The sequence below is a fragment of the Pseudomonas sp. Xaverov 83 genome (assembly GCF_019352905.1).
GTDB classification, from domain to species: domain Bacteria; phylum Pseudomonadota; class Gammaproteobacteria; order Pseudomonadales; family Pseudomonadaceae; genus Aquipseudomonas; species Aquipseudomonas yamanorum.
The window spans coordinates 1-26,988 of the sequence record NZ_JAAAFU010000096.1; the positions used below are offsets into that span (position 1 = coordinate 1).

26 protein-coding genes, 1 tRNA gene and 1 pseudogene are annotated in these 26,988 nt (G+C 59.0%); 15 read left to right on the forward strand and 13 right to left on the reverse strand.

The window, feature by feature from the left end; all coding sequences use genetic code 11:
* Window positions 1–861, forward strand: an 861-nt coding sequence (locus K0H47_RS29430) for a LysR family transcriptional regulator (RefSeq protein ID WP_219274038.1), incomplete at its 5' end; no start/stop codon positions are given.
* On the opposite strand, the gene K0H47_RS29435 is transcribed toward K0H47_RS29430, so the two are convergent.
* A complete protein-coding gene (locus K0H47_RS29435) occupies window positions 852–1,757 on the reverse strand; it encodes an AraC family transcriptional regulator (protein ID WP_063030695.1) in 906 nt (301 codons plus the stop codon). The genes K0H47_RS29430 and K0H47_RS29435 overlap by 10 nt on opposite strands.
* Before the next feature lie 102 nt (window positions 1,758–1,859).
* Here K0H47_RS29435 and K0H47_RS29440 point away from each other — a divergent pair, with 102 nt between their 5' ends.
* Genes K0H47_RS29440 through K0H47_RS29460 form a run of 5 tightly spaced genes read left to right on the forward strand, consistent with a single transcriptional unit; the run spans window position 1,860 to window position 6,286 of the window.
* Window positions 1,860–2,420, forward strand: a complete 561-nt coding sequence (locus tag K0H47_RS29440) for a carboxymuconolactone decarboxylase family protein (RefSeq protein ID WP_017477603.1) — start codon at window positions 1,860–1,862, stop codon at window positions 2,418–2,420.
* A 51-nt stretch (window positions 2,421–2,471) separates the two neighbouring features.
* Window positions 2,472–3,533, forward strand: coding sequence for an acyl-CoA dehydrogenase family protein (locus K0H47_RS29445; protein ID WP_017477604.1), 1,062 nt, complete (start codon window positions 2,472–2,474; stop codon window positions 3,531–3,533).
* A complete protein-coding gene (locus K0H47_RS29450; RefSeq protein WP_201142947.1) occupies window positions 3,530–4,333 on the forward strand; it encodes an ABC transporter ATP-binding protein in 804 nt (267 codons plus the stop codon). Before K0H47_RS29445 ends, K0H47_RS29450 begins: the two co-directional genes overlap by 4 nt.
* Window positions 4,320–5,519, forward strand: coding sequence for an ABC transporter substrate-binding protein (locus K0H47_RS29455; RefSeq protein WP_063030691.1), 1,200 nt, complete (start codon window positions 4,320–4,322; stop codon window positions 5,517–5,519). The genes K0H47_RS29450 and K0H47_RS29455 overlap by 14 nt, the downstream gene beginning before the upstream one ends.
* A gap of 14 nt (window positions 5,520–5,533) precedes the next feature.
* On the forward strand, window positions 5,534–6,286 hold the full coding sequence (locus K0H47_RS29460; RefSeq protein ID WP_172834573.1) for an ABC transporter permease: 753 nt from the start codon (window positions 5,534–5,536) through the stop codon (window positions 6,284–6,286).
* Window positions 6,287–6,333: 47 nt separating this feature from the next.
* Here K0H47_RS29460 and K0H47_RS29465 read toward each other — a convergent pair whose 3' ends face one another.
* Window positions 6,334–9,858 (reverse strand): membrane-targeted effector domain-containing toxin, encoded by a 3,525-nt coding sequence (locus K0H47_RS29465; RefSeq protein WP_257626767.1) that lies wholly within the window; start codon window positions 9,856–9,858, stop codon window positions 6,334–6,336.
* 148 nt (window positions 9,859–10,006) lie between these two features.
* Window positions 10,007–10,144 (reverse strand): hypothetical protein, encoded by a 138-nt coding sequence (locus K0H47_RS29470; protein ID WP_010171564.1) that lies wholly within the window; start codon window positions 10,142–10,144, stop codon window positions 10,007–10,009.
* Window positions 10,145–10,317: 173 nt separating this feature from the next.
* On the opposite strand from K0H47_RS29470, the gene K0H47_RS29475 reads away from it, so the two are divergent.
* A complete protein-coding gene (locus K0H47_RS29475; RefSeq protein ID WP_010171562.1) occupies window positions 10,318–10,512 on the forward strand; it encodes a hypothetical protein in 195 nt (64 codons plus the stop codon).
* Window position 10,513: 1 nt separating this feature from the next.
* Here K0H47_RS29475 and K0H47_RS29480 read toward each other — a convergent pair whose 3' ends face one another.
* Window positions 10,514–10,891, reverse strand: a complete 378-nt coding sequence (locus K0H47_RS29480; RefSeq protein ID WP_093197443.1) for a fe2+ zn2+ uptake regulation protein — start codon at window positions 10,889–10,891, stop codon at window positions 10,514–10,516.
* 245 nt (window positions 10,892–11,136) lie between these two features.
* Here K0H47_RS29480 and K0H47_RS29485 point away from each other — a divergent pair, with 245 nt between their 5' ends.
* The 3 genes and pseudogenes from K0H47_RS29485 to K0H47_RS31340 all read left to right on the forward strand — a co-directional run.
* The gene (locus tag K0H47_RS29485) at window positions 11,137–13,434 is read left to right on the forward strand and encodes an acylase (protein WP_219274039.1); all 2,298 of its coding nucleotides are present in this window, start codon (window positions 11,137–11,139) and stop codon (window positions 13,432–13,434) included.
* A 214-nt stretch (window positions 13,435–13,648) separates the two neighbouring features.
* Window positions 13,649–13,722: transfer RNA gene (locus K0H47_RS29490), tRNA-Cys, on the forward strand.
* A gap of 135 nt (window positions 13,723–13,857) precedes the next feature.
* A pseudogene (locus K0H47_RS31340) lies at window positions 13,858–14,253 on the forward strand (site-specific integrase); the annotation flags it as partial.
* A 946-nt stretch (window positions 14,254–15,199) separates the two neighbouring features.
* On the opposite strand, the gene K0H47_RS29495 reads toward K0H47_RS31340, so the two are convergent.
* The gene (locus tag K0H47_RS29495) at window positions 15,200–16,297 is read right to left on the reverse strand and encodes an acyltransferase (protein WP_219274040.1); all 1,098 of its coding nucleotides are present in this window, start codon (window positions 16,295–16,297) and stop codon (window positions 15,200–15,202) included.
* A 458-nt stretch (window positions 16,298–16,755) separates the two neighbouring features.
* Between K0H47_RS29495 and K0H47_RS29500 the strand changes: the two genes are divergently transcribed.
* Entirely contained in the window at window positions 16,756–17,244 is a 489-nt protein-coding gene (locus K0H47_RS29500) for a DUF6030 family protein (protein ID WP_177026656.1), read from the forward strand.
* A 91-nt stretch (window positions 17,245–17,335) separates the two neighbouring features.
* On the opposite strand, the gene K0H47_RS29505 is transcribed toward K0H47_RS29500, so the two are convergent.
* Together K0H47_RS29505 and K0H47_RS29510 are read right to left on the reverse strand one after the other, a co-directional pair.
* Window positions 17,336–17,584, reverse strand: coding sequence for a DUF6124 family protein (locus K0H47_RS29505; RefSeq protein ID WP_219274118.1), 249 nt, complete (start codon window positions 17,582–17,584; stop codon window positions 17,336–17,338).
* Between the two features lie 340 nt (window positions 17,585–17,924).
* The gene (locus tag K0H47_RS29510; RefSeq protein ID WP_257626768.1) at window positions 17,925–18,857 is read right to left on the reverse strand and encodes an alpha/beta fold hydrolase; all 933 of its coding nucleotides are present in this window, start codon (window positions 18,855–18,857) and stop codon (window positions 17,925–17,927) included.
* Window positions 18,858–19,042: 185 nt separating this feature from the next.
* Between K0H47_RS29510 and K0H47_RS29515 the strand changes: the two genes are divergently transcribed.
* Window positions 19,043–19,987 carry a GlxA family transcriptional regulator gene (locus K0H47_RS29515; protein ID WP_063030677.1) on the forward strand — a complete coding sequence of 315 codons (945 nt, stop codon included), beginning with the start codon at window positions 19,043–19,045 and terminating at the stop codon, window positions 19,985–19,987.
* Window positions 19,988–20,041: 54 nt separating this feature from the next.
* Here the strand turns inward: K0H47_RS29515 and K0H47_RS29520 are convergent, their stop codons facing one another.
* Window positions 20,042–20,422: a DUF1090 family protein gene (locus K0H47_RS29520; RefSeq protein WP_017477613.1), complete on the reverse strand. Its 381-nt coding sequence runs from the start codon at window positions 20,420–20,422 to the stop codon at window positions 20,042–20,044.
* Here K0H47_RS29520 and K0H47_RS29525 point away from each other — a divergent pair.
* Window positions 20,421–20,561, forward strand: coding sequence for a hypothetical protein (locus K0H47_RS29525; RefSeq protein ID WP_157721253.1), 141 nt, complete (start codon window positions 20,421–20,423; stop codon window positions 20,559–20,561). The genes K0H47_RS29520 and K0H47_RS29525 overlap by 2 nt on opposite strands.
* A gap of 98 nt (window positions 20,562–20,659) precedes the next feature.
* Here the strand turns inward: K0H47_RS29525 and K0H47_RS29530 are convergent, their stop codons facing one another.
* Both K0H47_RS29530 and K0H47_RS29535 read right to left on the reverse strand, forming a co-directional pair.
* Window positions 20,660–20,887: a hypothetical protein gene (locus K0H47_RS29530; RefSeq protein WP_093197426.1), complete on the reverse strand. Its 228-nt coding sequence runs from the start codon at window positions 20,885–20,887 to the stop codon at window positions 20,660–20,662.
* A gap of 95 nt (window positions 20,888–20,982) precedes the next feature.
* Window positions 20,983–21,939 (reverse strand): glycoside hydrolase family 6 protein, encoded by a 957-nt coding sequence (locus K0H47_RS29535; RefSeq protein ID WP_219274041.1) that lies wholly within the window; start codon window positions 21,937–21,939, stop codon window positions 20,983–20,985.
* A 167-nt stretch (window positions 21,940–22,106) separates the two neighbouring features.
* Here K0H47_RS29535 and K0H47_RS29540 point away from each other — a divergent pair, with 167 nt between their 5' ends.
* The gene (locus tag K0H47_RS29540) at window positions 22,107–22,430 is read left to right on the forward strand and encodes a helix-turn-helix domain-containing protein (protein WP_017477617.1); all 324 of its coding nucleotides are present in this window, start codon (window positions 22,107–22,109) and stop codon (window positions 22,428–22,430) included.
* A 34-nt stretch (window positions 22,431–22,464) separates the two neighbouring features.
* Here the strand turns inward: K0H47_RS29540 and K0H47_RS29545 are convergent, their stop codons facing one another.
* Genes K0H47_RS29545 through K0H47_RS29555 form a run of 3 tightly spaced genes read right to left on the reverse strand, consistent with a single transcriptional unit; the run spans window position 22,465 to window position 26,169 of the window.
* Window positions 22,465–23,838, reverse strand: coding sequence for a hypothetical protein (locus K0H47_RS29545; protein ID WP_219274042.1), 1,374 nt, complete (start codon window positions 23,836–23,838; stop codon window positions 22,465–22,467).
* Between the two features lie 4 nt (window positions 23,839–23,842).
* The gene (locus K0H47_RS29550) at window positions 23,843–25,030 is read right to left on the reverse strand and encodes a DUF6384 family protein (protein WP_063030672.1); all 1,188 of its coding nucleotides are present in this window, start codon (window positions 25,028–25,030) and stop codon (window positions 23,843–23,845) included.
* The gene (locus K0H47_RS29555) at window positions 25,030–26,169 is read right to left on the reverse strand and encodes a hypothetical protein (RefSeq protein WP_063030671.1); all 1,140 of its coding nucleotides are present in this window, start codon (window positions 26,167–26,169) and stop codon (window positions 25,030–25,032) included. Before K0H47_RS29555 ends, K0H47_RS29550 begins: the two co-directional genes overlap by 1 nt.
* Before the next feature lie 210 nt (window positions 26,170–26,379).
* Between K0H47_RS29555 and K0H47_RS29560 the strand changes: the two genes are divergently transcribed.
* Window positions 26,380–26,988, forward strand: coding sequence for a LysE family translocator (locus tag K0H47_RS29560; protein ID WP_219274043.1), 609 nt, complete (start codon window positions 26,380–26,382; stop codon window positions 26,986–26,988).

Consider the following 26,988-nt stretch of genomic DNA (forward strand, 5'->3'; position numbering starts at 1 on the left):
GCCAGGGCGGCCGACAGCCTGCAACTTCCGCGCGCCTCGGTGACCATCCTGATCAAGCAACTGGAGACGCACCTTGGGGTGCAACTGTTGCAGCGCACCACGCGCCAGGTCAGCCCGACCCTGGACGGTGCCGCCTACTACCAGCGTTGCGTGAGCCTGTTGGCGGACCTTGAGGAAACCGAGGCGGTGTTCTCCACCAGCCGGCGCAACCCGCGCGGCACGTTGCGTATTGATATGCCCTCCGGGATCGGGCGGTTCCTGGTGATTCCGGCAATGCCCGAGTTCACCACGCGTTACCCGCAGATTGATCTGGAAATCGGCCTCAACGACCGCCCGGTGGACCTGATCCGTGAAGGCGTGGACTGCGTGTTGCGCGGCGGCCTGGCGCTGGACGAGTCACTGGTGGCCCGGCCGCTGGCATTGATGGATCAGGTGACCTGCGCCAGTCCCGGGTACTTGCAGCAGTTCGGCGTGCCATCGACGCTGGATGAGTTGGGCGGCCATCAAGTGGTGGAGTATTTCTCCAGCACCAGCGGCAAACGTTATGGTCTGGAATTTCAGATCGGCAACGACATCCGTTTGGTCGACCTGCCCAAGCAAGTCGCGGTCAACAGTGCCGATGGCTACCTGGCGGCTTGTGAAGCGGGTTACGGCCTGGTGCAGACGCCTTACTACCACGCCGTTCGCCAGTTGGACGCGGGCACGCTGGTGGAGGTGCTGGCGCATCAGCCGCCGCCGAAGTTGCCGCTCACCGCGTTGTACCCGCCCCATCGCCAGCTGTCGCAACGGGTGCGGGTATTTGTCGATTGGCTGGTGGAGCTTTGCGCCCGGCCGGGCAACGGGTTGCAGCGTCAGCCTTGAGCCTTGCGGTAGGCGCCGGGCTGGATGCCGGTGACTTTATGGAAGGCGCGGGTAAAGGCGGCGACCGATTGATAACCCACGGCGAGGGACACGTCTGCCACCGTCTGGTCTTGCTTGAACAGCTGGCAGGCGTGGCGTACGCGCATCATCAGCAGTACTTGCCCCGGCGACTGGCCGCACAGTTCATTGAAGCGCTTGAAGAACGCCGAGCGCGACAAGCCGGTGCAGGCCGCCATGCTTTCCAGGGTCCAGGGATCGGCGGGGCGTGCAATCAACTGTTCCAGCAGGTTGGCAAACGCCGGTTGCCGGGCCAGCGCTGCGAGGCCGCCGAGGTCGGTGTTGTCCAGCACCTGTTGGCGTAGCACGTACAAGAACAACAGGTGGCAGAGGCGCTCCAGCAGGGCGGGCGAGGGCGCCGGCGTGCGCTCGCATTCCTGCAGGATCAGTTCGAACAGGTTGCGCGCGGCGGTCAGCGAAGGGTCACCGGCCCGCAAAATGATCCAGGCGGGCAGGGTGTCGACAATCATCGCCGACAGCCCGGACTGGAAATGAAAGAACCCGCACACCAAACCCACGCCGTCATTCGCCTGGCTGTCCAGTGGCACCATTGGCTTGCGCGGGCACTCCTGGGCACCGGCGGCGGTGCCATCGCTGGACAAGCGGTACGCGAGATCCCGCAACAGGAACACCGCATCGCCGTTGTTCAGTGGGTAAGGGGTCGGGTCGCCATCGATGTGCATCCAGCACTGCCCTTGCACCACCAGATGAAAACTCGCGCTCGCCAGGCCATGGGTGCTGGCGTGCCAGTCGCCGCAGTAACGCCCGACGTGAAACAGACTGGTGTTGAGTTCGAGGCTATCTAATAACCAATCGACGAGCGAACTGGACGAATTCATCTAACGGAAAGACTCTAGAGCAAGTAATCGCTACTTTAGACTATTGAGCGGATTTTTTATAACCAACAGACTTGGTACACGAATCCATGAGGAGACCACTCCATGTCCCGCGTACCGATGCTAACCCTGGAAACCGCCCCTGAAGCGGCCAAGCCCTTTCTGGAAAATGCCCTGAAAGGTTCCGGGTTCATCCCCAATCTGTTGGCAGTGCTGGCCAATGCCCCGGCAGCATTGGAAACCTACATCACCGTGTCCGGCCTGAACGCCAAGTCCGACCTGAGCCTGGCCGACCGTGAAGTGGTGCAACTGATTGCCGCCACCAACCATGGTTGCGATTTCTGCGTCGCCGGGCACACTGCCGTAGCGCGCAACAAGGCCAAGCTGCCGGAAGACGTGATCGACGCCCTGCGCCAGCGTGGCGAACTGCCCAACGAACGTTATGAGACACTGGCCGCGTTCACCCGTGAAGTGATCGCCACCCGTGGTGATGTCAGCGACGCCGGCTACGCCGCGTTCCGTGAAGCGGGCTACACCGATGGTCATGCGCTTGAGGTTATTCTGGGCGTCAGCCTGGCCACCCTGTGCAATTTCGCCAACGTGTTTGCGCGGACTCCGCTCAACCCGGAGCTGGCGCAGTACCGTTGGGAAAAACCGGCAAGCTGAAGGCGCGCAAGCGTTCGCGATGTAAACATGCTGTAACAAGGAGAAACATGAATGCTTGACCCAATCTTGAGCCGTTGGCTCGATGTTCAAGCGCAGGCCCTGGATGTGGGCAGTTGCGATCCGCAGGAAGTGCTGCCACGGCTGGCAGAGGCCAATGTATTACGTATCGGTGTGCCCAAGGACCTCGGCGGTCTGGGCGGCGATGTCACGGGCGCGATAGAGGCCATCGCCGATGTGGCCAGTCATTCCCTGGCGTCGGCGTTTGTGTGCTGGGGCCAACGCTCGTTTATCGAGTATCTGCTGCAAAGCCCGAATCAGCGCCTGCGTGAGCAACTGCTGCCTGACCTGCTGAGCGGCAAACTGGCCGGGGCTACCGGGCTGTCCAATGCGATGAAATTCTTGTCGGGTATCGAGTCGCTGCAAATCAGCGCCGAGCCGACGGATGACGGCTGGAACCTCAATGGCCGCCTGCACTGGGTGACCAATCTGCGCAAGAACGGGTTTGTGGTGGCCGCCGCCATCGAGCATGCCCAGGGTGGCGCGCCGTTTATCCTGGCGATCCCGGATTCGGTGTCCGGTCTGCAACGTTCCCGTGACCTGGAACTGTTGGGCCTGCAATCGAGCAATACCGCAGCCCTCGGCTTTGAAGCCGTGGAACTGAGCCGCGACTGGTTGCTGCATGAGGATGCACGCAAGTTCCTGCCGGCCGTGCGCCCGGCGTTTCTCGGCTTGCAATGCGGCATGTCTATCGGCCTGGCGCGACGCTCGCTGGCGGAGGTGGCCAATCACCTGGGCTCCAGCCGCACCGTATTGCGTGAAGAGCTGGAAGTGCTGCGCACCTCGCTGGAACAGGCGGTCAACGACCTCAAGAAAGGTTTGCTGAGCGGCCGCTTCGGGACCGAGCCGGTACCGTTGTTCCGCCTGCGCATTGCTCTCGCGGAAATTGCCGCCAGCGCCGTCCAACTGGAGCTGCAAGCCAGCGGCGGCAAGGCCTACCTGACTGCCCACGGCAGCGGTTTCGCCCGGCGTTGGCGCGAGTCGGCGTTTGTGCCGATCGTGACCCCAAGCCTGGTGCAGTTGCGCACCGAGTTGAACCGTCAGGCCAATCTATGAGCCAGGCGGTACTGCATGCCCGGGGAATTTGCCTGGGCTATGGGGGCAACTCGGTGCTGGAAGGGTTCGACCTGCAATTGCAGCCCGGCGAAGTGGTGTCGATCCTCGGCCCCAGCGGCGTTGGCAAGTCCAGCCTGCTGCGGGTGCTTGCCGGTTTGCAGGCGCCCCAGGGCGGCAGCATTCACCTGCTGGGCGAGCCGTTGAATGGCCCGCATCCGCGGGTGGCGGTGGCGTTCCAGGACCCCAGCCTGTTGCCGTGGTTGAGCCTGGAAAAGAACGTCGCCTTTGGCCTGGACTTTGCCCGCCAACCGCACCTCAGTCCTGAAGAACGACGCAACCGGGTCGACCACGCGATCCATGCAGTGGGCCTGGAACACGCCCGGCAGCAGTTCCCGGCGGCGCTGTCCGGCGGCATGGCCCAGCGTACGGCGCTGGCCCGCTGCCTGGCCCGCCAGCCGCAGGTATTGCTGCTGGACGAACCCTTCGGTGCCCTGGATGAAGTGACCCGTGCCGACATGCAGCACCTGCTGCTCAAGGTCAATCGCGAGCAAGGTTCGGCCGCAGTGCTGATCACCCACGATATTGACGAAGCGCTGCTGTTGTCCGACCGGATTCTGCTACTGGGTAACCGCCCGGCGCGGACCCTCGGCGAATGGCGCATCGACCTGCCGCAACCGCGGGAAGAACAGGTAGAAGCCATCGGCACCCTGCGCATCGACATTCTCAAAACCCTACGGCGGGCGAGCCGCACCGAACCCCAACCCCCTGAACTGCTGGAGCCTTGCCATGTGTCTGGATGACCTCACTCACTCGCGCCGTGACTTTCTCAAACTCTCGGCCGTGCTCAGTGCCGCCGGTGCCTTGCCACTGCTCAGCAGTTTGCAGGCCCGGGCGGCCAGTGAGCCGGACGCACCGGTACGCATCGGCTACTTGCCGATCACCGACGCCACGCCGCTGCTGGTGGCCCACAACAACGGGCTGTTCGAAGCTGAAGGCATCAAGGCCGAGCGCCCGGTGTTGCTGCGCAGTTGGGCCCAGGTGATCGAGGCGTTTATTTCCGGCCAGGTCAACGTGATTCACCTGTTGTCGCCGATGACGGTTTGGGCGCGTTACGGCAGCAAGGTCCCGGCCAAGGTCGTGGCCTGGAACCACGTGGGCGGCTCGGGTTTGACCGTGTCCCCGGGCATTACCGATGTGAAGCAACTGGGCGGCAAGTCGGTGGCGATTCCGTTCTGGTACTCGATCCACAACGTCGTGGTGCAGCAGCTGTTCCGTGACAACGGCCTGACCCCGGTGGCCCGTGCCGCCGGCAGTGCAATTGCGGCCAACGAGGTCAACCTGATCGTGTTGCCGCCCTCGGACATGCCGCCGGCCCTCGCCAGCAAACGCATCGACGGCTACATCGTCGCCGAGCCGTTCAACGCCCTGGCGGAAAACCTCAACGTGGGTCGGGTGCAGCGCTTTACCGGCGACGTGTGGCGCAACCATGCGTGCTGCGTAGTGTTCATGCACGAGCACGACCTGACCAACCGCCCGGAATGGTCGCAGAAGGTGGTGAATGCGATCGTCAAGGCCCAGGTCTGGACCCGCGACAACCGTGAAGAGGCGGTGAAACTGCTGTCCAAGGACGGCGAAAATCGCTACACCCCGCATGCTGAACCGGTGCTGCGTAAAGTCCTGGCACCGGCTGCCAGCGACCGTGCGGCGTACCTGGCCGACGGCGCGATTCAGCACGCCAACTGGGACGAGCACCGCATCGACTTCCAACCGTATCCATTCCCCAGCTACACCGAGGAACTGGTGCGCCGCCTGAAAGACACGCTGATCGAGGGCGACAAGAAATTCCTCGCCGACCTGGACCCGGCGTTTGTCGCCAAGGACCTGGTGGACGACCGCTTCGTGCGCAACGCCATCGCAGCGGTGGGCGGCATGAAGACCTTCGGCTTACCGGAAGGCTTCGAGCGGCACGAGGAGATTGGCGTTTGAATAACGGCAAAACCTTGGGCTTGCCGGGCTGGTTGCTTGGCTTGAGTGGGCTGGCGGGATTGTTGTTGCTCTGGTGGCTGGGGGTGAAGGTGTTCGGCAGCGCGGACGGTTTGTCTGCGCGGTTTTCGCTGTCGGCGACCCTCGCCAGCCTGTGGGAATTGCTGGGGCGCAGCGAGCTGTACCTGAACATTGCCGTGAGCCTCAAGCGGATCTTCGTCGGGCTGTTCCTGGCATTGCTGATTGGCGTGCCGTTGGGCTTGCTGGTGGGCAGTTCGCGCAAGCTGGAGGCGGCGACCACGCCGGCGTTCCAGTTTCTGCGGATGATCTCGCCGCTGTCGTGGATGCCCATCGTGGTGATGTTGATGGGGGTGGGCGACCAGCCGATCTACTTCCTGCTGGCGTTCGCGGCGGTGTGGCCGATTCTGCTGAATACCGCGGCGGGTGTGCGTCAGCTTGATCCACGCTGGTTGCAACTGAGCAAGAGCTTGAGCGCGACACGCTGGGAAACCTTGCGCCGGGTAATTATTCCCGGCGTGATGGGGCACGTGCTGACCGGCGTGCGCCTGGCCATCGGGATCCTGTGGATCGTGCTGGTGCCGTGCGAGATGCTCGGGGTCAGTGCCGGGCTGGGTTATTACATCCTCGACACTCGCGACCGACTGGCTTACTCGGAGCTGATGGCGATGGTGCTGCTGATTGGCCTGTTGGGCTTTGCCCTGGATGCGTTTGCGCGGTGGTTGCATCAGCGTTGGGTGCATGGAGGGTGAACACCTTATGCAAAGGCTCGGAGGCTTTCCGGGCCTTTGCGATGTGCTCAGGGTTTCACGTAGATGCGCAGGTCGCCTGGAATATCGTTGGGCTGTAATGGCCGGTTCGGGTCTGGCACAGGGTTTTTTGCTTTAAGCCCGATGTTGCTGTAGGTCATGTTCTTGTTGTCAAAGACCCCGATGCCAATGCCTTCCGTGAGTTCCGCCAAGCCGGGAACACCTTCGGAGGTGTTCATGTGCGCGCTCCCCACTAACGCGACCCACTTTTCGGTGCCCGAGTTTGCCAGGATGGTTTCTGCAGCGTAGTAGTTGAACTCCTTGAGCCGTTGTTCAGAGTTGACGCCCGACTGTGTTGTGCTGCGCGACTTGTCATGTTTATGTCGCGTTAAATAATAATGATCAATCGGTAAAAGCTCTATGCCGTTAACCTCAAGTTTTTGCGTGAGCTGCGTCAGTGATGGGTTCGTGCGAGGAACTCCGGATTTTCCGAGCATACCGATACCATCGTCCTTCGCGCCCCCAGGCATGTCGATATACCCTTCGAAATAGACCTTCTTTACCCCTTGGCTCTTCAGCGTGCCCACGTTGTCGTAGAGCAGCTTGAAGCTGGCCATCTGCGAGTGAGACTCTCCAAACACCACGCCGTTTGATGCTTTCAATGCTTCTGTGAGGAGAGCGGCTGCGGGAATCGGTACGGGAACATTGGGGATTACCGGGCGTGGCGGAAGGCCTCCCTCTTTGATCGCATCATAATATTCCTCCATTTCCACCCGAAACTTATCCAGCGTTGCCTGACGGGTGTCGGGCTTGAAATGGTCTACTTCGAGCCTTCCTTTCAAACTTTCCACGTATTGACCGTCGGGTAACGGTGTCCTGATTCGAGGTGGGCGGTTAACGGTATTTATCGGGTTAAACCGATGAGTGTTCCGGCTCGAAGAGGCATAGGCGTTCGGGGAGGGCTCCAGCGTATCAGCGCTACTGAACGCTTGCAGGGGGCTGCCGTACGGCTGGTGCTTTTGTGCGTCGAAAGCGTACCACTTGCCCTTGATCTGCACCGCGCTGCCTTCGACCGTCTGCTCGCCCATCTGGAATGAGCCGGTAGCGGCTGCCTCATATCGATTACCAGCGGCGACGAGCTCCCGACTGTTCGCAGTGCCTTTGAGTGTCTTCAAGCCCTGGGTGGCAGCGTTTGCGCCGCTGATGGCGAGTTTGCCCGCGCCGACTGCCAAGTCGCCAAGACCGCTCAGCGGATTGAGTTCCGAGAGTGCGGTAACCCCGAAAATCTTGCTCAGCTTGAGGGCTTTGCTGGCCGCGCTGCTGGCAGTGCTCAGCGTTTTCCCGACCTTGGCGGCGACGCCCGCACCTGCCGTGAGAAAGCCAAACGCATCAAATGCCAGGTCAGAGAACCCGTCCTTATAGTTTCCGTTGCTCAAGTTGACGATGGCTGACCTGAGAGGGATAAGGTCGAGGAAAAAGTTACCGATGGTGTCGGCGACGGCTCTTCTATGCTCATCCGGAGTGGTCCCGGCGGCTTGATGCCTGATGGCATCCAGATCGAGCCCCTCGACGATTGAATCCGCGAGGTAGTCTGCCCGGAAGTTTTTGAACAGGTTGGGGTTCAAGCCCTCCCGCGGGTTCTCTTGCTTTATGTAGTCGCGCTTGGAATCGAAGGTGGAGAACTCTTCTATTTGGGTTACTTCGTTGGCGATCTTCTGGTCCTGGCGCGTGATGAGAGTGTTGCTGACTTTTCTGATGCTGCCTTTTTCGGTATCGAACTCATAGGTGGACGGCTTGTTCTGGTGTTTTGTGGTTACCAGTATTTTTTTGCTTGTATGGAAGAGAGTTTTGCCTGCGAATGGCGTCCAGCTGACTCTGTAGGATTTTTCTTGGTAGAAGTTCAGCTTGCCTAGCCGCAGGTTTTCTTTGTCCTCCGGTGGAAGGTTGGCGAGGGCATTCAAGATGGAATATTTCTTGACGGTTTTATAGTCGCTTATGGTCTGGCTTATGGCGTTGTCAAAGGTGACGGGGACGTTGACGCCGGGGTCCTGGGTAAAGGCGGCGAAGGCGTCAAGGTTGACACCGTGCGTGCCAGGTTTGAGTGTCCAGTCTGATGCCGTTATTTTCTCGCCCTGCATGGTCAGGTCCAGCATGGAATAAGGACCGCGAGGAGGGATCATTTTATTGGCGGTTTTGTTGGGTTTGAGCAAGACCTTCTCTTCAAAGGGCACGTCTTCGCCGAATTTTTCCTTGAGCGCGTCCAGCGCCATCTGCTTGCGACTGGGTACCGGGGCGTCAAGCAGGCCGGAAGCGTGTTTCAGCTTGCCCAATTGATAGTTGAACGCGTCCATGGCGGTATCAATGTCTGCCTTTTCGTAAAGCCTGTCGTCTTTCGCCTCAAGCACCCCATTGACCACGGCCCAATCCAACAGCGCCGCCGTTTGCGCTGACTCGGGAGCAGGCCCACTTGAATCAGCGGCGATCATCACCTTGGCAAAGCACATATTCGCGACGCTTCCAGGAGACTTGGCTTCGACGGCGGCCGCCGCGATGCACAAGTTGGCCCAGGCCTGGCTGCCGTAGACCACGCTGTCGGGAATATCCTTGATCAGCAACTGCGGCGCCGCCCGCATCAACAGCAGGTGGGTACCCAGCGAGGCGTGGGCAGGTGAGGTTTTACCGGTATCAATCAAGTGTTGGTGCAGGCCGGCGACAATCGCCGAGGTGGGTTTGCCCCAATATTGTTTATGTGACAGGTCGAATCCGGCCACCTTGTTGCGGCGGGGTTGGGTGATGGACGCCTGATCCAGGTCGAGGTTGATGGCTGCCAGGACGTGATCATTCACACTGCTATCAGTCGAAATGCTCTCCAGCTTGTTCTGCAAGGCCTCTCCCAACGCTTGGCCGCGGGGGGAGCCGATGAGGGCTTCCAGTGCTTTGACCGGATCGCTTGAGGTGTCGGCGGAGAGCAGCAGGTTGCTGTTCAGAAACTCCAGGAGTCCCCGTTGCTGGCTAGCTTGCTGAAAACTACCGACATGCTCTCTGGCGGCTGTCAGCAATTCGCTTTGCTGGTGTGTGCTCAAGGGCAGGGGCCAAGACAAGGCACCGCCCAGATTTCCCCATGGATGGGGGTGTGAGCGTGCAAGCGATGCCCGCGCCAGGGTCAGCAGCTCGTCATGGGTGGTTGGCTCGGGCAGGCCATTAGCCTTGAGAAAGTTCGCAAGACTGACGGCGTTAGCACTATGGGGGGGATACGAAGAGCTGGGGGCGAGGTCCATCAGCCGGCTTCTCAGCGCAGACTGCACCGCCAAAAAAGGCGGGTTTGGCCCTACCACCGTGGCGACATCAGTGAGCTGCTGCGCCAGTGTCTGCCAGTTTTTTCGGTCGGCCAGCGCGGCCTTCAGGGCTTTCGGGGCATCGGGGGGCGGTGCGTCAGCCGCGGGATCCTCAACCTCCGTTACGCTTTGCAATGTTTCATCGGGATAAGGCGGAATATCGGGGAGTGGTATCGGAGGTGGGGGAGGTGGCGGATAAGTAGTGGAGGAAAGAACAGAGTTGCTGACTATTGAGGTCATCGTGAACACCTTGAGGCACGCTCATTCAGGAATGCGCCTTTCAGGAAAACCTCCCTGCTTCCTGGACGCTCTTCCTGAGTGTCGGAAACAGGGGGGGCGGCTCCGCCTGGACAGTGTTCAAGTTGTCAGAAAATGTACGGATGACCGATCAGCGATGGTAATACCCCGGTCCGCCGTCGTAGTAGCGATGGTCATGCCAACCGCCGCCGCCGTGGGGGAAAATAATGCAGCCGCTCATGCTCAACATGATCAGCAAGGGAATCAGCAGTGTGATTCGACGAAGCATTTCAAAATCCTCTAGGGTACTCACAGGTTCAATCAGGCGTTGGGCAAGCCAAAGTTTTTCATCGCCTGTAACATGAGACCCCGCCGACCCCAATCCATCCCCGCCAATGGGTATGTGCTTGGTGTGGCAGTCGATACAAAGTGGATACAATTTTTTAGCTTCAGGAACCCGTCATGACCCAAAAGCAACGTTTGAAATACTCGATTCTGATCTCCCTGGTGGTGCTGGGGACGATGTTTGGCCTGTCCTACCTGCAGAACAATGGGGTCATCAGCGAAAAGACGTTCCAGTACATCGCGATTGCCGTAGCGGTCACCGTGGTGGTGATCAACGGTGTGATGCGCCGCAAGGTCAAGCCTAACCTCTGACTCAGGCCCGGCCTTCCAGGACTTTGGCAGCCTGCTCGTGCAGGCTGTAGCTCTTGTCGGCGTTCAGGGTAATCACGCCTTCGGTGCACAGGCGCTTGAGCACCTCCCGCACGCTGAGAAACGACAACGGAATGCCCAGCTCCAGCAAATGACTGTGCACGCCCCGCACACCGAGGGTGCGCTGGTTGTCGGCGGCCGTCAGCAGGGCGTCGATGACCTTCAGCCGGATCAGGCTGGTGCGCAGGCCGAAACACTTGAGCAAATGACGAATGCGCTGGTTGCCATGTTCCGGCGCTTTGCCGAACGCTTGGTTACCGGTGCCAAAGCCTCCGTCATGCATGGATGAGTGTCCTTCCGTGGGCAGTTGCGGGTTGTACATGCAAAAAACTCCTTATCAGAGCCTGATCAGGAAAATGATGGCGCTCTTAGTTAATAAGACGTACGAGCAGCCGAAATCATGAAGCGCGGGATGTAGAAATTTTGTCGGTAACATCCTGGAGACATACCGGCATGTCCGAATAACCATCTGCGGCTGCTAAATTATTTCCGGTATTTACGTCTTAACTGAGGTGTTGGCGAAGCTGTCCCTCGTCACGGTGTTTTTAATTTGGCTGTGGAGTCTGCGTGATTATTTCCAACGGGTTGTTCAGGGTGTGCGTGGCTGGGGCGTTGCTGGGGCTGAGTGTTTCGGCCACGGCGCGGGTGCAGGAGCAACAGACCACCGCCGAGATTCGGCGTACCAGCTTTGGTGTCCCGCATATCCGGGCCAACGATGAGCGCAGCCTGGGGTTTGGCATCGGTTACGCCTACGCCCAGGACAACCTGTGCCTGCTGGCCAATGAAGTGGTGACCGTCAACGGCGAGCGCGCCAAGTACTTTGGCCCCGAGCAGGCGACCCAGGAAGGGCGCAATAACCTGACCAACGACGTGTTCTTCACCTGGCTGAACACACCCGAGGCCGTTGCGGCATTCTGGAAGGCGCAACCCCCGGCGATGCAGCAGCGCATTGAAGGGTATGTCGCCGGCTACAACCGTTACCTCAAGGAGCGTACCGCCCAAGGCTTGCCGGCGCAGTGCCAGGCGGCCTGGGTACGGCCGATCACGGCTGAAGACCTGGTCAAGGTGACTCGCCGGCTGCTGGTGGAAGGTGGCGTCGGGCAGTTTGCCGAAGCGGTGGTGGGCGCCACGCCGCCCAATGCCGTCGCCCAGGTGGATGCCAAGGCATTTGAGGTCGCAGCAGCCAATCAACAGCGTTTTGCCCTCGACCGCGGCAGCAACGCCGTCGCCGTCGGCCGCGACCGTTCGTTCAATGGTCGCGGCATGCTGCTGGCCAACCCGCATTTTCCATGGATTGGCGGCATGCGCTTCTACGAGATGCACCTGACCATTCCCGGCCAGCTGGATGTAATGGGCGCCGCCTTGCCGGGCCTGCCGGTGATCAATATCGGCTTCAACCAGCACGTGGCCTGGACACACACCGTGGATACGTCCAAGCACTTCACCCTGTACCGCCTGACCCTGGATCCCAAGGACCCGACCCGCTACCTGCTGGACGGCAAATCCCTGCCCATGGATAAAACCAGCATCAAGGTGCAGGTCAAAGCTGCCGACGGCAGCAACAAGGAAGAGTCCCGCACGGTCTACAGCTCGCAGTTCGGTCCGGTGGTGCAATGGCCTGGCAAGCTCGACTGGGACAACAAATATGCCTTCAGCCTGCGGGACGCCAACCTGGGCAACGACCGTGTTCTGCAACAGTGGTATGCGATGAACCGCGCTGCGAACCTCAAGGAGCTGCAAGCCTCGGTGCACACCCTGCAGGGTATCCCGTGGGTCAACACCCTGGCGGCGGACGACCTGGGCCAGAGCCTGTACATGAACCTGTCGGTGGTACCGAACGTCAGCGCGAAAAAACTCGCGCAGTGCAGCGATCCCCGGGTTGGCCTGCAATTCATCATGCTCGACGGCTCCCGCAGCGCCTGCGCCTGGGACATAGACCCGCGTGCCGCCCAAGCCGGGATCTTCCCGGCCGATCAACTGCCACAACTGCAGCGCACCGACTACGTACAGCACTCCAATGACTCGGCGTGGATGGCCAACCCCAAGGCGCCGCTGACCGGATTCTCGCCGGTGATCAGCCAGGAGAAAATCGGCCTGGGCCCACGTGCCCGTTTCGCCTTGCAGCGCTTGCAGGAGCTCGACAAGCAGCCGATCAAAGCTGCCGACTTACAGAACATGGTCATGGACAACCAGGTGTATCTTGCCAGCCAAGTCATGCCGGACCTGCTCAAGTACTGCGCGGGTGCCGACGCCGCCGTGAAATCCGTGTGCGACAGCCTGAAAAGCTGGGACCAGCGCGCCAACCTCGACAGCGGCCTGGGCCTGGTGCACTTCATCAACCTGGCGGAACAACTGGCGCAAGCGCCCGACGCATGGAAGGTGGGTTTCGACCCGGCACAACCACTGACCACGCCTCGTGGATTGGCAATTGAACGCGCAGGCGTGGCCAAGGCCCTGCATGGAGCGATGCTTGCCTCAGCCGCCGACGTTGCGAAACGCGGGCTGACCGCCGACAGCCGCTGGGGTGACATCCAGGTCTCGGGCCAAACCCAGATCCATGGCGGGCCACAAGAGCTTGGCGTGTACAACGCCATGCAAAGCGTGCCAAGGGCTGACGGCAAGCGCGAGGTGGTTAGTGGCAGCAGCTACTTGCAGATCGTGACCTTCGACGAGAAGGGCCCCAATGCCGAAGGCGTACTGGCGTTCTCCCTGTCCAGCGACCCGGCGTCGAAATACTACAAGGACCAGACCCAGGCGTTTTCCGAGAAAAAACTCAGCCCACTGCCGTTTACCGAACAGCAGATCAAGGCGGACCCGCAGTACCAATTGCAGGTTATCCGTGACAAGGAAGAAGCCGGGCGGTAGGGTAGCCCACCGGGAAACGAAGCCCCTTGAGAGAATATTTTTTGAAATCAAGGGGTTGCAAGCCCTGGCAAATGAGTACATAATTGCGCCCATCGAACGCACTGAAGCATTAAAAACTTCAATGTTTTCAATGAGATAGAGTAGAGGCAAGCTTCACGTAGCCCACTCAAGTTTGTATGCGGTGAATGTCGGTTGTAAGGCATTGATCGTTTGAGGCCGAGTAGCAAAATGGTTATGCAGCGGATTGCAAATCCGCCTACGCCGGTTCGATTCCGACCTCGGCCTCCACTCTAGAAAGCCCCGCAGCCATTGGGTTGCGGGGCTTTTTTATGCCTGTAGATTTTGTTGCCCGGGTCAATTGGGACAATTCTGGGACACTGAGAAAGTTTGCATGTCCCATGGACGATCGGCAAAATCCGCTTCATGGCCACTATCGAACAGCGTCCCAATGGGATATGGCGGACGAAGATCCGCAAAAAGGGATACCCATCACCTTCCGCTTCGTTTGATGCGAAAGCGGAAGCGTAGCGGTGGGGTTCTGAGATCGAGGGAGATATGTCGCGAAAGCGGTTCGTGGATACCCGAGAGGCTGAATCCACTACCGTCGCAGAGGCGTTGCCGCGATACTCCAGGGAGGTCTCGCCGCAAAAGAAGGGGGCCCGATAGAAACTCACGCGGATCAAGACGTGGTCCGAAAGCAAGTACGGGCGGAAGTCGCTTGCCGAGCTTCGATCATCCGATCTGGCTGATTACCGTGACGCTCGCCTGGCCCTTACCCAGCAGGCCATGAGCCTTGATTCTACATACAAGGACTTGGCCAAAGGGTTTAAGTCTCAGCAGATGACCGGGAAACAAGCTGAGCGCGCGGCAAGAGACACTATCGCGACCCAAAAGAACAGATCGCTACACAGGCCGAGATCAATACCACGCTTGAGCGCAATACGGCCGGCGAGTTTGACCGGCGCGACCTGAACCAGATCGACAAAGGCGAAGTGCCAGAACGTCTTCGTCCTCAAATAGAGGCCAGGGCCAAGCAAATCATGCAAGGGTATCAGGAGCGGCCACTGGGCGCCGCCATTCGCACCGCCCGCGATACTGCGGCAGATGCAGACTGAACCGTACGTGACAGCGCGTTGCGCACCGTGATAGCTCAGGCCGTAAGCGGTCGCGACGCCGATGTTCAGGCCATGTTCGACTTGGAGTACCCAGCCAAGGCCGCAAGCGCCATGGAATATGTGAAGCGCCCGTCGGCGCGGCGCATTGATCCGTAGGCGCAGGCAGAAAGCCTGCGCGCCGATAGCGCCCCGAAAGCCCAGCCACAGGATGAACTCGACGCCGCCAAGCAGGCTTATGACGAGGACGAGGCTTTGGTCTAGGAGATGCTTGACCAGTTACCAGAGAAGGACAGGGCCGACGTTGTAGCGGCGAGTCGTGATGAAGCAGAAGCCGCTCAGGCCCTTGCAGATCGCGCCGAACAGTACTCCAAGGCATACCGCGCCGCGGCCGTATGCGACATAAGGAACGGTAAATGACCCCTTGCATTAACGCTGTGCGGGCTGCCACCGGCAACCTTGAAGACAGAGAATCGCCGAGATCTTTGAAATGCTGCGCGGTCGGGCCAAGGAGCTGATGGCTTAAAGGGGGGACTAACATTTCAGGCCTTACAACCAACACTTTTATGGACTTCTTGCAGACCGGCGGCGTCTGGTTTGAGCAAAGCAGGAACTTCTAAACGAGAAAGCCCGGCTTATGCCGGGCTTATCTTTTACAGGAGGTGTTTCTTTATCGCCGTATTCATCGGGTTTTCGACGTACTTGAACAGCACAACCGATGCACCCAAGCACACACCAAGGTAGACGAAGTAGAAGAAAACAACACCGTATTTGTACAGCCCATAGGTGTCGAAGAAGTGGGCTACCCACGGCATCAGGATCCAGTGGATCAGATACAAGCTGTATGAAGCATTACCCAGAAGCACCAGATACCTGTGAGGCTCGTATATGCCCTCAAGGCTCAGCGCAGCCCACACCATCATGAACGCCAGTGCGCCCCATACGATGGGGCGATAAAACGCCTGGCCATTGAGCCCTGGCAGTAGGTTGTTCAACTGCACCACCAGCAGTAGCGGGATTGCAAAAACCAGTATCAGGATGGCCGGGATTTTTGCCAGATGCACGCCAGCCGAGTGGACACGATATAGAACAAGCCCAAACAGGAATTCGAACATCATGGAAGAGCCAATCAGTTTTACCGGAGCGATCCAGTCAAGATAGGGCTTTGCCGTTGAGTTCAAAATGAACAGCGATATCAGCATGACGGCGGCGGTGGAGATTATGAATGTCTCCAACCTTCTCACCCCGACAACCATCAGTATTGCAATGATGGTGTAGAACATGAACTCAAACTGGAGCGTCCAGCCCACATCTAGTGTCGGCGCAATGAATGAGTGCGTGAAAGTAAGGGACTCGAAAAGTAGTTTCATATCCAGCTTGGCGACGCTAAAGGCAAATGCTAGGTCGGGGTTCGGCTTAAACCACCCGCTACCAACGATCCAGACGCACACGAATACGAGCATGGTAACGAGGAAGTACATCGGCCAGATCCTGGCCACGCGGCGCAGGAAGAATGCCCAGCCCGACAGCTTGACCTTTGACATCTCAGTGTGGGAACCCCCGAACAGGATGTACGGGATGATGAACCCGCTGATCACAAAGAAGATGTCCACGCCGAATCTGCCAGTATTGAAGAATTCGTTGGGTAAGCCGAAGGGAGCAACGGAGCCGTGAGCAATCACGACCAGCACGGCCGCAATGAACCGTAGGAACTGAATATTGTTTAGCTTCTGCAATTGGTTATCCGTCATTTAAGCGACTTCTGTGAGCGCTGGGTGATTTCCGCCGGCCTGCCTTGCCTGCGAGCGGGCCGATTCTACAAGTGAACTCGGGGTGTGTCAGGTGGGATTGTGTTCTTCGGCAGGACGCTGGGGGAGGGTGGGACAATGGATGTCCCATATAGTCATGAATGCAGAAGATGGACTATTAGTGAAAAGCCAATGGATACGGGGGGTTCCTCGGTTTAGGCCAATGAAATGGACGATCAATGACGGATTGCAAATCCGCCTACGCCGGTTCGATTCCGACTTCGGCCTCCACTCTTAGAAGCCCCGTAGATTAATGTCTACGGGGTTTTTTATTGTCTGGGATTCCATGGGGGTACCTCGGCGGGGGCTTCAGGATGGTTTTTTTGAGAGAAACAGAGTATTCGTTTCGGGCCGGAATGACGCCGGATCTCAAAGTGCCCACAGGAAGGGAGACTAAAAAGATGCTTAAAATTACTGTTCTGCCGTTATTACTGGCTTTTTCGGTGACGTGTTTTGCGGATTTAAAGCAATCGTCCCCGGAAAATGTCTGTGCGTTCCTTTCCGACTCGGGCCTGAAGGGTCGAAAGTGGACTGATTACGGTGATGGTACATCGGGATGCGCCAGCAATTACAAGGACATCGGCGGCGGGGCTCCACTGGCTAATAACTTGGCTTATTACGCAACAGGTAGCGGCTCGACGGTTGATCAGGTAAAGCTCGTGTTGAATTTCAACCAGCCCAAATCACCCGGTGCCTCAATACAAGCGCTCGGAAAAGCAGCGGAGAAGCTTGCATCGAAAGCGCTGGGAGCGCCGCTGCCAGCATCCATCAAGAAGGCCATCGTGCTTGGTCAGCCGGAAACGGCAGAGGTCGGGACTGGAACAGTGGAGGTACTTCGGGACGAATGGCCGACCGGAAAGGGCTATGAGGTTCATGTGGTGATGAAGTGACGGAGCAGGCTGCCGATTTGATGAGGGATAAAGCGGGTAAAGGGGACTGATTTCTTTTATTTCAAGTAGTTCAGCCCCCAAGCTTTTTGTTTTAGCGCGGTTTTAAACAATCCAACGCCTGATCTGCCAACGTTCTAGCCATGTCTATCAGGTGAACGGTGGAACACGCCATGCCCCGGTTTTCGCCAGTTGATCCCTGCACAGAACCCTCAGCCGTTGCGGCTGCACAGCGCAGTAATTCAGAGATTTGGGCGATTGCGTCTTCAAAGCTGACGTCTTGGTGAACGGTAAATATTGGGTGGGAGACGGGATCGGGTCGGAGGTAGTGACTTCCTCGTATCGGTCTCACTCGACAAAAGGTGGCAGCTATGTGCAGGGTGAGAATACCGGACAGTAGGACTCCGGCCAGACCGAAGTCTGCCCGCACACAGCCGCCATAGAGCATGCTACAGACGGTAGTGGCGCTTGGCGCCTACTGGTTCCGGATTCTCACACCCGGTCGCTGATATGCAGCGACGAAGCGAAGACTAGCCAGTGATTCCAGCGGGCACAAGGCCGAAGGATTCTCTAGGAAACGTCCCGCAAGTTAAAGCGATTTGCCTTGCTGGCCCTTAAAAAACCGAGAATTTTTTAAACAGTGGAAGCGATTTTTATTGGGCCTGGAAAAGTGCCGGCACTGACTATTTACTGCCGGTAATGCGCGCCATAAACAGCCGCGTCAGGCTGGCAATCTGTTCAGTTTTCTCATCCAGTGCGAAATGCCCCGCATCCAGAACATGAACCTCTGCACCCGGCACATCATCCTTGTAACGCATGGCCCCCGGCACAATGAACGACGGGTCGTATTTCCCCCACATGACCAACATGGGCGGTTGATGGTCTTTCAACCATTGCTGCCATTTTGGGTAAGAGGCGACGTTGTTTTGGTAGTCCAGTAACAACGCCGACTGTATCGCCCGCTGGCCCGGGCGGGACAATGCGGCAAACTCGTCTTCCCAGGCATCAGGGTTGTAACGCTCGGGATGAGGGCTGGTGCCCAAGTGGCGCTGCTTCGTGCCTTCGTATCCGATGAACGCATCGACTTGCTCGGGGTGTTCGGAAGGGGCCTTCCAATACTTGGCGATGTTCGCCCACTTGGCTCCCAGGCCTTCGTTATAGGCGTTGGCATTCTGGATGATGATGCCGTGCAGTTTTTGCGGCGCATTGAGGATCATCCGGAAGCCTATCGGGCCCCCGTAGTCCTGCATGAACAGGGTGTACTCATCGATGCGCAATTGCGTGAGCAGCTTGCTCATGGTGTCGGCCAGATGGTCAAACGTGTAGGCGTAGGTCGCCACAGAGGGTGCGTCGCTTCTGCCGAACCCAGGGTAGTCGGGTGCGATCACGTGATACCGATCAGCAAGCAGCGGTATCAACGAGTCCCACATGCGCGACGAAGAAGGGTAGCCATGGAGCAGCACAAGGGTCGGCGCGCCTTTGGGGCCGGCCTCACGATAGAAAACCTTCACGCCTTCCACGCTGGTCCAGTGATAGCCAGTGGACTCGGTGGTGTAGGGGATGGAGGGCACCGGTTCGGCAGCGTATGTCGGTTCGGTCATCGAGAGCGTCGTCATAAGTACTCCTAGGGTGCAAAAGGTCGCGATGTTCATTGAGGCCTGGGCTCTGATTTGCGCATTTCCCGGCGAAATGCAGCTGGGATCAGAGTGGACGTATCCGAGCATTGGTACCATTGGCCCAATGACCATTTTTCATTAGAATCGGGCCAATCTTGATCAGGCCAGCCTCCGTGAAAAAAAGTGTGAGCGTTGCAGTCATCGCGTTTAACCGCATCAGCCCCTTTCACTTGTCCGTGCCCTGCCTGGTGTTTGGTAAAGATCGCAGAGTGGGGGATTCGCCTTGGTTCGATCTGGTGGTCTGTGCGGGCGAGGAGGGCGTGCTGGTTACCAACGCCGGTTTCGCCATCCACTGCGACCATGGTCTGGATCAGGTGGCCGGGGCCGATATCGTGATTGTTCCAAGCTGGCGGGATGTCACCGAAACGCCGCCGACAGCACTCCTCGAAACGCTTCAGGCTGCTTATGCAAGAGGCGCGCTGGTCGTCGGCCTGTGTCTGGGGGCGTTTGTGCTTGCTCATGCGGGGCTGCTGAGCGACAAGCGGGCAACCACGCACTGGGCTTGGGCGGCGCATCTGGCGCGAGACTTCCCACGCATCGAAGTAGACCCCAAAGTGCTCTATGTCGAGGTGGAGCAAATCCTGACCTCGGCGGGCGTGGCCGCGGGGCTCGATTGCTGTATCCACATCGTCAGGCGCATTTATGGGCGGGGGGTTGCCAACGCGTTGGCGCGTCAACTGCTTGTTTCCCCACATCGGGACGGCGGCCAGGCTCAGTTCATCAGTCAGCCTGTTCCTCAAGGCGCAAGCGACCAGCGCCTCGGCCAGTTGCTGGATTGGCTTCGGGCAAACTTGGGCCAACCTTTGTCAATCGATCAAGTCGCGACGAGGCTGGCGATGAGTCGGCGTAGTTTCACTCGACACTTCAAGCAACTCACCGGCTCGACGTTTGGGAAGTGGCTTACGAACGAGCGAATCAAGGCAGCCCAACTGCAGCTAGAAACAACCGACCATAGCATTGAGACGATCGCCGGTTCCTGCGGGTTTGGTACAAGCCTGTCGTTACGTCAGCACTTTTTCTCGATCGTGGGCGTGAGCCCAACAACATACCGAAAGGCTTATCAACGATAGGCTTGGCAGAAAAATGGCCCGCAATCACGGGCCTTTCTCACAGTGCATCCCAACTTACTTGAACAGCCCGCCAATGGCGTTGATCGCATCCGCAGCCTTGTTCACGTTTTGCTGGCGTTGGGGATTGGTATCCACCTGCGCCTGAGCGTTGTAAGTGCTGTTGCTGCAGCTTTTGTTGGTTTGAGTCAGCGCTGCCTGGAACGCGGTCGCGCGCAAGGTATCGCCCTTGGCATTGGCCGCATTGATATTCGTCTGCAGGTCGCGGATCTGTTGCTGGCAGTTGGCGTTATTGGCGTTGACGGTGTTGTTGCTGTTGCTGGCGCCACCGAGGGCAGATGACAGGGCGCCCGTGAGGGCTGACAGGTCGGCGGCTTGGGCGGTGAGGGTGAACAGGCTGAACAGGGCGGCGGCGGGTGCGAGTCTGGAAAGGCGCATGGCAAACCTCAATGTTTTATTGCCTGCGCAGATCCGGGGGCCCGAGCAAGCGCAGAACAATATCCGTATAGAAGTGAGCGCTCGGGTGCAGCGAAATATATTTGGTCAATTTTTGACCTTCAACAGCGAAACACCATAAATGTGAGTTGTTTCACGTTGTTTCTCGCACATTGATGGGTTTTTAAGACGAGCATCTACTCGAGACGAAGTACCAGGATGGCGACGCGCCGTGCTACGTCACTTGGCGCAGTACACGCCCGATAGCCGCACCAGCAGCGTCAATGCAACGATGGCCCAGCCAACGTTGAGTGCGACAAACATCCATTCTGGTGGGTTTGCCCCCAGGAAAATCATTGAAGTAATCGTTAAAAAAACCACCAATAAACCAAGGGGAAGCCAGTACCAGAGATTCGCCTGGCGCTGATACTCCTCTGTCTTCAACGGGTTATCTTCAGGGAGCGTCATGTTCGTTCGGCCTCGGTAACGTGATGCTTCCTTGCCGGTGTTGAGCTCAAGAGGGCCATCCTGGGCAATGGGGCAGCGCGATGCAAGGGGCGCTCTTAGTTCCCATCAATCAGGCGCAACGCCAGTTCGGGGCTGAACGTGCCTGCCGCCGGGCCACCGTGACAATCGGCTTTTGTCGAAGACGCCCCGTCCGAGTTGCCCGGAAGCTTGATCCATAGGGCAACCAACTGTGGCGAAAGCACTTGCGGTGTCATACCGATCTTGCGACCCGTGGGGTTGCACCAGTCACCAGGCGTTGCGCCGTTGCCGTTGCGGCTGGTGTCTACCGCGATGGCTTTTGTATAGGTGTATTCGCTTAACAGCCTGGCATTGATCGCGTCACCGTAACTGCGCACCTGGGCGAGGGTGTAGAAGTTGGCGATATTCAGGGCAAACCCGCGGGCTTGTTTTACACCGGCTGCATTCAACGTCTCGGCCATGGTGCCTGGGAATTTCCAGCCTGGATTGCCGGCGTCCAGATAAACATCCGCATGGTGTGCGCGCTGCTTGAGCCCCGACACGGCGTAATTGAACAGCTCCAGCCGCTCGGAGCGCTTGTCCTTGTCCAGGCACTGCATATCGGCCAGTGCATCCGGTTCCAGAATAACCACCGCAGGCTTGTCTCCAATACCGTTGATCAGTTGGTCTATCCAGGCCCGGTACGCTGTCGCATTCGGTGCGCCCCCTGCAGACGCGCCGCCGCTGCAGTCGCGATGGGGCAAGTTGTAGGCCACCAGGATCGGCGTTCTATCCGCGCCGGCAGCGGCCGATACGTAACGATTGACTCGAGCCGGGAGCGTGCCCGCAGCCTGGCTGGTGCCGGTCAGCCACAGGGCACTGGGCACCTCGGCAATGGTTGAGCGGATACTTGCAGTGGCAGGCGTATCGGGGTGCTGCTGGACCCACTGTGCGGCGGTGGACTGCGGGTTGACGTAGAACCCATCACTCGCCTGGGTAGCAGGCAGCATCGACAGGCAGATAAACCCGGCGGCAAGGGTGGTGATCTTTAGCACGCTCTGCACCAGTAAGAGGGGCGGGTGGCCAAGGTAAGTCGGCTCGCCGCTGACGTCACGTGAACCCTGATGAATATTGTCTGCCGGTAACCCTTCCGAATGAATGGACCCCGCTCCGGCACATAAGCGTATGGTGGGTGTTAAACACGTTTATTGAGGTACCCACCATGGACGATAAACTCGGCATCCGCCTGAAGGAAGAACGCAAGATCCTGGGGCTCTCCCAACAGGAGTTTGGTGCGATTGGCGGTGTGGGTGCGAATGCTCAGGTGCACTACGAAAGTGGCGCGCGGGCGCCCAAGACCGATTACCTGATTGCCCTCCGGCATAAAGGCGTGGACGTGCTTTACGTGTTGACGGGGGAGAGGGCGGTTATCAACCAGGCCACCCTGAGTGACAAGGAGACGTTGATCATCAACCACTACCGCACGCTGGACGGGCTGGATCAGGATGCGATTGCGCAGATCACTTCCTCGTTGTCTGACAGCTAGCAACGAGGAAGTCCCGGATTTGCTTCGCGCCAGGCTAGAAGCTGTCGGTCGTCCTGAAGCTGCCGCCGCCTGTACTGCCTGACGTCGAAAAGCTGGCCGTGTTGTTATTGCTGCTTTCGACGGTGGCGACGCCTAGGACGACAGGGCTGATCGATGCGCTGACATAGCCTCGCGTCGCCCCTGCCGCTACCTGGCTGCGGCGCACGATTTTAAGGCCCCGGCTTAGCACATCCACAACCTGGCCAAGGGTTGCACCCTGGGTCATGTAGCTCTCTACCAGACGCTCGAAGTCAGTCGACAGGTCAAAGTAAACATCGCGGCCGGTAAACGCATCGTTGCGAACTTTGCGCTCCAGGTCTTTGGCACGCTGGTAGCTGCTTTGGTGCACCACGGCTTCTTCCTGGGTCTGCTCCAGTTGCTGTACCACCGCTTTCAAGCGCAGGTTCAGGGTTTGCAGCTGCTCGACGATCAGGTCGTCGGCGTCGCCCGGGGTGTGGCTGGCCAGGTCGATCAATTCGCCAATGCTCTGGGTTTTCAACTGGTCAGTGAGCAACTGCCGAGCGCGCTGGTACTGCGGGTCTTCGTTGCGTGAGTAGCTGCCGAGTTTTTCCTGGATGGTATTGGCCTGGCGCTTGGCGTTGTCGACCACGCGTTGAAGGGTATCGAGCTCGGGTTGTATTGAGGCCTGTCCGTGCTGGTCACGTGCCTGAGCGAGTTGCGCATCGACACTTGCGCTCAAGGTGCTGATCAGGGCGATGCGCTCGGCCTGCAAGGTCTCGTTTCGCTCACCAAGGGCGATCAGGCTCAGCTCGTTCTTACGGTTGGCGAGGTAGTTCACCTTGGTCGCCAGCCAGTTGTCCATCCAGCGGTTCAGACGGTTGCGCCGGTATTGGTCGGTGCCGAAGGCGTGTCCGCGCAGGTAGACGTAGACCAGGTTGGTATCAAAGGTCGGACGCTTCAGTGCGCACTCCTGGCGCAGGTCTTCATAACCGCTGACGTGTTCTCGGTGGGCGGCCTGGGCCAGGTCCAGTTGCTCGACCTGGCGGGCGTAGTCAGGGTTTTGCTCCAGGGATTGCCGGGCTTGCTGATCGAGGGTGTCGGCACGCGCTTGCAATTTTTCCTTGCCCGCCAGCGCCTGGGCCACGGCCTGCTCAGCGTCGCGCAGTTGCTGGTGGAGCAGGTCCTGGGACTGTTGGCGCAGGTTCAGGGCGGCGGCGACTTGCTCGTTCTGCGTGTTGCCCTGGTCCAGGTGCAGGGCCGCGATTTTACCCAGGCGCTGGGTAATGTCCTGCTCCAGCGCCAGTTGCTCGCCGAGCAGTTCAGACAGGTGTTGCTCGGCCGTGCGCATCATCAATTCGGCGTTGCGGGAGTTACGTTCGGTGATGCCGATCAGGGTGTCAGGCGTCATGTCTTCACCACTCCAATATCGTTTCGAGCGGGTCGGTGGTCCGTTGGCTCAAATAGGTGACTTCCATCCTGCCGGCTGGCTTGCGGCCGACTACTCGGTTGGTCAGGTGGCCGTCGTCGAGTTTGTCGGCCTTGACCTTCAGGTATTCGGCCTGCGGTACCCGCACAGCGAACTGGCTGGCCCAGGCGCCGGTGCCGGTCTCACTGCTGACGGTGGGCAGCAGCACCGGCCTGTCCGACAGGTCGACGGCTTCAACAACCAAATACCAGCTCTTGCCCTGGGTCGAACCAGGATTGGAATTACACAGCGCCTTGTCGTAGCAGCGCTCGACACCGGACGGCGTGCCGGGGCGGTCGACAACCCGAATGGTCACCTCCTTGGGGATCAGTTCGGTGTTGGCACGCAGGGCCCTGAGTTGGCCGCCGGCTTTTTCGATCTCGAATTTCCCGATGAGGTCTTTGATCATGACCAATTCGGCCTGCATGCCCCGCGTCGCTTTACTGTCGGCGGCTGGCAGGTGAATGTCGGCGACCTTGCGGGTCAACTCGTTGAGCTGATCGGTCATCGGCTGGACTGCCTTGACCTTGGCTAAAAACGCCTCCAGCACGCCGATCTGCTCACTGGCGTAATCGACCCCGGAGGTATCGACCATGGCCAGGGCATGTTCGGCCTTGGTATTCAGGCGGGGCAGGGCACTGAACAGGTCGCCGCCCTCAATATAGGCCGGGTCCTGTTGCACGGCGCTCAGGCGAGCCTTCAGGTGGGCGATGTCTGATTGTTTTTGTGCCGCGCTCGTCTCGACGGCGATGGCCGCTCTTTGAGCTTCTTGGATTTCGTGTCTGGCGACCATCACCCGGCTGCATTGCACCACCAGCAAGGTGACCGCGATGAGTTGGATGACGAGTATGCCGCGATGCCGCCTGAGCAGTACGTTGCTCCAGAAACGGTCAAGCGCACTCAGTTCCGGGGCCTCGAACACCAGGCGTTTGGAAAAGAATTCGCGCACGCCCTGGTCGATCTGCGCTTCGGTAAATTGAATGCCGTTGTTCTGGTAATACTCGCGGATGCGCGCCGCCACTTCGGCACGGCGTTGGGGCAGGCTCAAGTCCTTTTCAACCGCCATCTGCTGGTGGCGCAGTTGATCCACCAGCGCCATCGCGCCGAGTTGCTCGGAGAGAAGAATGTCGCTCATCAAGCGGCCTTTGTCAGCAATGCGGCGAACTTGCGTTTGGCCTCTTCGACGGCTTCGGCGATGTCACGGGACGCGTTGCTGGATTCAGCGCGGTAGGTTTCCGTCAGGCCGTGCATGTCAGTCTGGAAGCTCAGGGTGGCTTCGGCCAGGGCGCGCACCGAGTCGACCTTGATGGTGGAGCCATAGCTGGCCTTGACCGCCGCTTCCAATTGGGTGTTGCCGGTGCTGCCCAGGGCTTCAAGGCCCTTGCTGATGCCGTCGGTGGTGGCATTCAGCGTGTTGGTGGCTTCGGCCAGGCCACTGTTACTGGTGAACGACACGGCGAGGCCGGTCAATACCACTTCGTTGGTGGAGAAAAACGAGACCATGCGCTGGTACTGGCGCTCCTTGATCACATGCACCTGGTTGATCCGGGCGAAGACCATTTCGGCCGTGTTGTAGCCGACCTTGAGGTCATCGGCGATGTCCTTGACGATCTGGTAGCGCTTGTCTTCGTCCTGCAGCGCGCGTACGGCTTCATCGCGACGCAACTCCAGGGCCGCGCGTTCGGCCGGCGCCAGGGTTTCGGCAGCCGTAACTTGGGCGTTGGCTTCGTTCAAGGCCTGGGTACGCTGCTCCAGGACCTGGCCGGCCAGGGCAAGCACTTGTTGGGCATCGACCTCGGCCGCCTTCATGGCCATGCGGAAGTCCAGGTAGGCTTCCAGAATCACCGTTTCCCGGGAGATCTGGTCATTGGCCGACTTGCACACCTGCAGGTAGTTTTCACGGATCTCGCTGAAGCGGCTGGGGATCGAGCCACGACGCAGGTTCATCCAGCTCAGCTTGAGCTTCTCCAGCGTATCCAGGCGCCCGTCATCCATCCAGCCGGCCATGGCGGCGGCGTCTTCGCGAATCGAGGTGAAGCTCTGGGTGATGTCCATGAAGCGTGTGGAGATATCCATGCCGGCGATCTGTTCGCGAACCACGCTGTTAAAGGTGGTCGACTGTTGCAGCACGGCAGCGATAGCGGTGACTTTGGCGGTGTCGTACTGGGCCACGCGGTCCAGCAATACCAGTACCGGTGCATCTGGAACCGGCTGCAGAAGATTAATGCCCAGGGTCCGCAGGCCCGTCAGCGCGCGGTCGAGGTAGTTGCTCATCGAGTGTCCTTTCAGGATGTGTTCAGCACAGGGTGCAGAGGAGGGCGCAAGTATACCGATCAATGAAGGCAAACCAATGGCAGTTTGGTTCGAAGGCGCTTGTTGGGGGGCTGACGAAGTGTATGCCTCTATCTACCCGTAGCTGTACGGGGCGCAGGCTGGCGCAACGTTCTACTGTCACGGCCACAGTACTCGTTCGGATGTCGCGCCATGCTTATGTCTTCAAGCCTGTTGTCAGCCTTTGCGCTGTTCGCCTTTGTGTCCTCAATCACCCCAGGTCCCAATAACACCATGTTGCTGGCGTCCGGGGTGAACTTCGGTTTTATTCGCTCGATTCCCCATGCACTGGGGATCAGCATTGGCTTCATGTTGTTGGTGATCGCCGTAGGCTTGGGGCTGGGTGAGGTATTCAAGGCGTTGCCGTGGGCCTACACCGTATTGCGCTATGTGGGGGCGGCGTATTTGCTGTACCTGGCGTGGAAGATTGCAACCTCCAGCGCGATGTCCGATGACACCGATGACAAGCGCAAACCCATGACTTTTCTCGGCGCGGCGGCATTCCAGTGGGTCAACCCCAAGGCCTGGGTCATGGCATTGGGCGCGATCACCACCTATACGCCTGCCGACGGTTATGTCACCAACGTGCTGTTGATTGCGGCGGTGTTTGCCCTGGTGAACCTGCCCAGTGTTTGTGTGTGGGCCGGCTGTGGCAGCGGCTTGCGCAATGTGTTGCGCGAGCCGCGCTGGTTGTGGGTGTTCAACTGGTCGATGGCGGGGTTGTTGGTGCTGTCGTTGTATCCGATGTTTTTTGCCGGCTGA

Excerpts from the sequence above, each read along its gene's own strand:
- K0H47_RS29435 (WP_063030695.1), bottom strand. The coding sequence starts at position 1,757 with ATGAATTCGTCCAGTTCGCTCGTCGATTGGTTATTAGATAGCCTCGAA.
- K0H47_RS29440 (WP_017477603.1), top strand. The coding sequence starts at position 1,860 with ATGTCCCGCGTACCGATGCTAACCCTGGAAACCGCCCCTGAAGCGGCC.
- K0H47_RS29445 (WP_017477604.1), top strand. The coding sequence starts at position 2,472 with ATGCTTGACCCAATCTTGAGCCGTTGGCTCGATGTTCAAGCGCAGGCC.
- K0H47_RS29450 (WP_201142947.1), top strand. The coding sequence starts at position 3,530 with ATGAGCCAGGCGGTACTGCATGCCCGGGGAATTTGCCTGGGCTATGGG.
- K0H47_RS29455 (WP_063030691.1), top strand. The coding sequence starts at position 4,320 with ATGTGTCTGGATGACCTCACTCACTCGCGCCGTGACTTTCTCAAACTC.
- K0H47_RS29465 (WP_257626767.1), bottom strand. The coding sequence starts at position 9,858 with ATGACCTCAATAGTCAGCAACTCTGTTCTTTCCTCCACTACTTATCCG.
- K0H47_RS29470 (WP_010171564.1), bottom strand. The coding sequence starts at position 10,144 with ATGCTTCGTCGAATCACACTGCTGATTCCCTTGCTGATCATGTTGAGC.
- K0H47_RS29475 (WP_010171562.1), top strand. The coding sequence starts at position 10,318 with ATGACCCAAAAGCAACGTTTGAAATACTCGATTCTGATCTCCCTGGTG.
- K0H47_RS29480 (WP_093197443.1), bottom strand. The coding sequence starts at position 10,891 with ATGTACAACCCGCAACTGCCCACGGAAGGACACTCATCCATGCATGAC.
- K0H47_RS29495 (WP_219274040.1), bottom strand. The coding sequence starts at position 16,297 with ATGACGGATAACCAATTGCAGAAGCTAAACAATATTCAGTTCCTACGG.
- K0H47_RS29500 (WP_177026656.1), top strand. The coding sequence starts at position 16,756 with ATGCTTAAAATTACTGTTCTGCCGTTATTACTGGCTTTTTCGGTGACG.
- K0H47_RS29510 (WP_257626768.1), bottom strand. The coding sequence starts at position 18,857 with ATGACGACGCTCTCGATGACCGAACCGACATACGCTGCCGAACCGGTG.
- K0H47_RS29525 (WP_157721253.1), top strand. The coding sequence starts at position 20,421 with ATGGCAAACCTCAATGTTTTATTGCCTGCGCAGATCCGGGGGCCCGAG.
- K0H47_RS29520 (WP_017477613.1), bottom strand. The coding sequence starts at position 20,422 with ATGCGCCTTTCCAGACTCGCACCCGCCGCCGCCCTGTTCAGCCTGTTC.
- K0H47_RS29530 (WP_093197426.1), bottom strand. The coding sequence starts at position 20,887 with ATGACGCTCCCTGAAGATAACCCGTTGAAGACAGAGGAGTATCAGCGC.
- K0H47_RS29540 (WP_017477617.1), top strand. The coding sequence starts at position 22,107 with ATGGACGATAAACTCGGCATCCGCCTGAAGGAAGAACGCAAGATCCTG.
- K0H47_RS29545 (WP_219274042.1), bottom strand. The coding sequence starts at position 23,838 with ATGACGCCTGACACCCTGATCGGCATCACCGAACGTAACTCCCGCAAC.
- K0H47_RS29550 (WP_063030672.1), bottom strand. The coding sequence starts at position 25,030 with ATGAGCGACATTCTTCTCTCCGAGCAACTCGGCGCGATGGCGCTGGTG.
- K0H47_RS29555 (WP_063030671.1), bottom strand. The coding sequence starts at position 26,169 with ATGAGCAACTACCTCGACCGCGCGCTGACGGGCCTGCGGACCCTGGGC.
- K0H47_RS29560 (WP_219274043.1), top strand. The coding sequence starts at position 26,380 with ATGCTTATGTCTTCAAGCCTGTTGTCAGCCTTTGCGCTGTTCGCCTTT.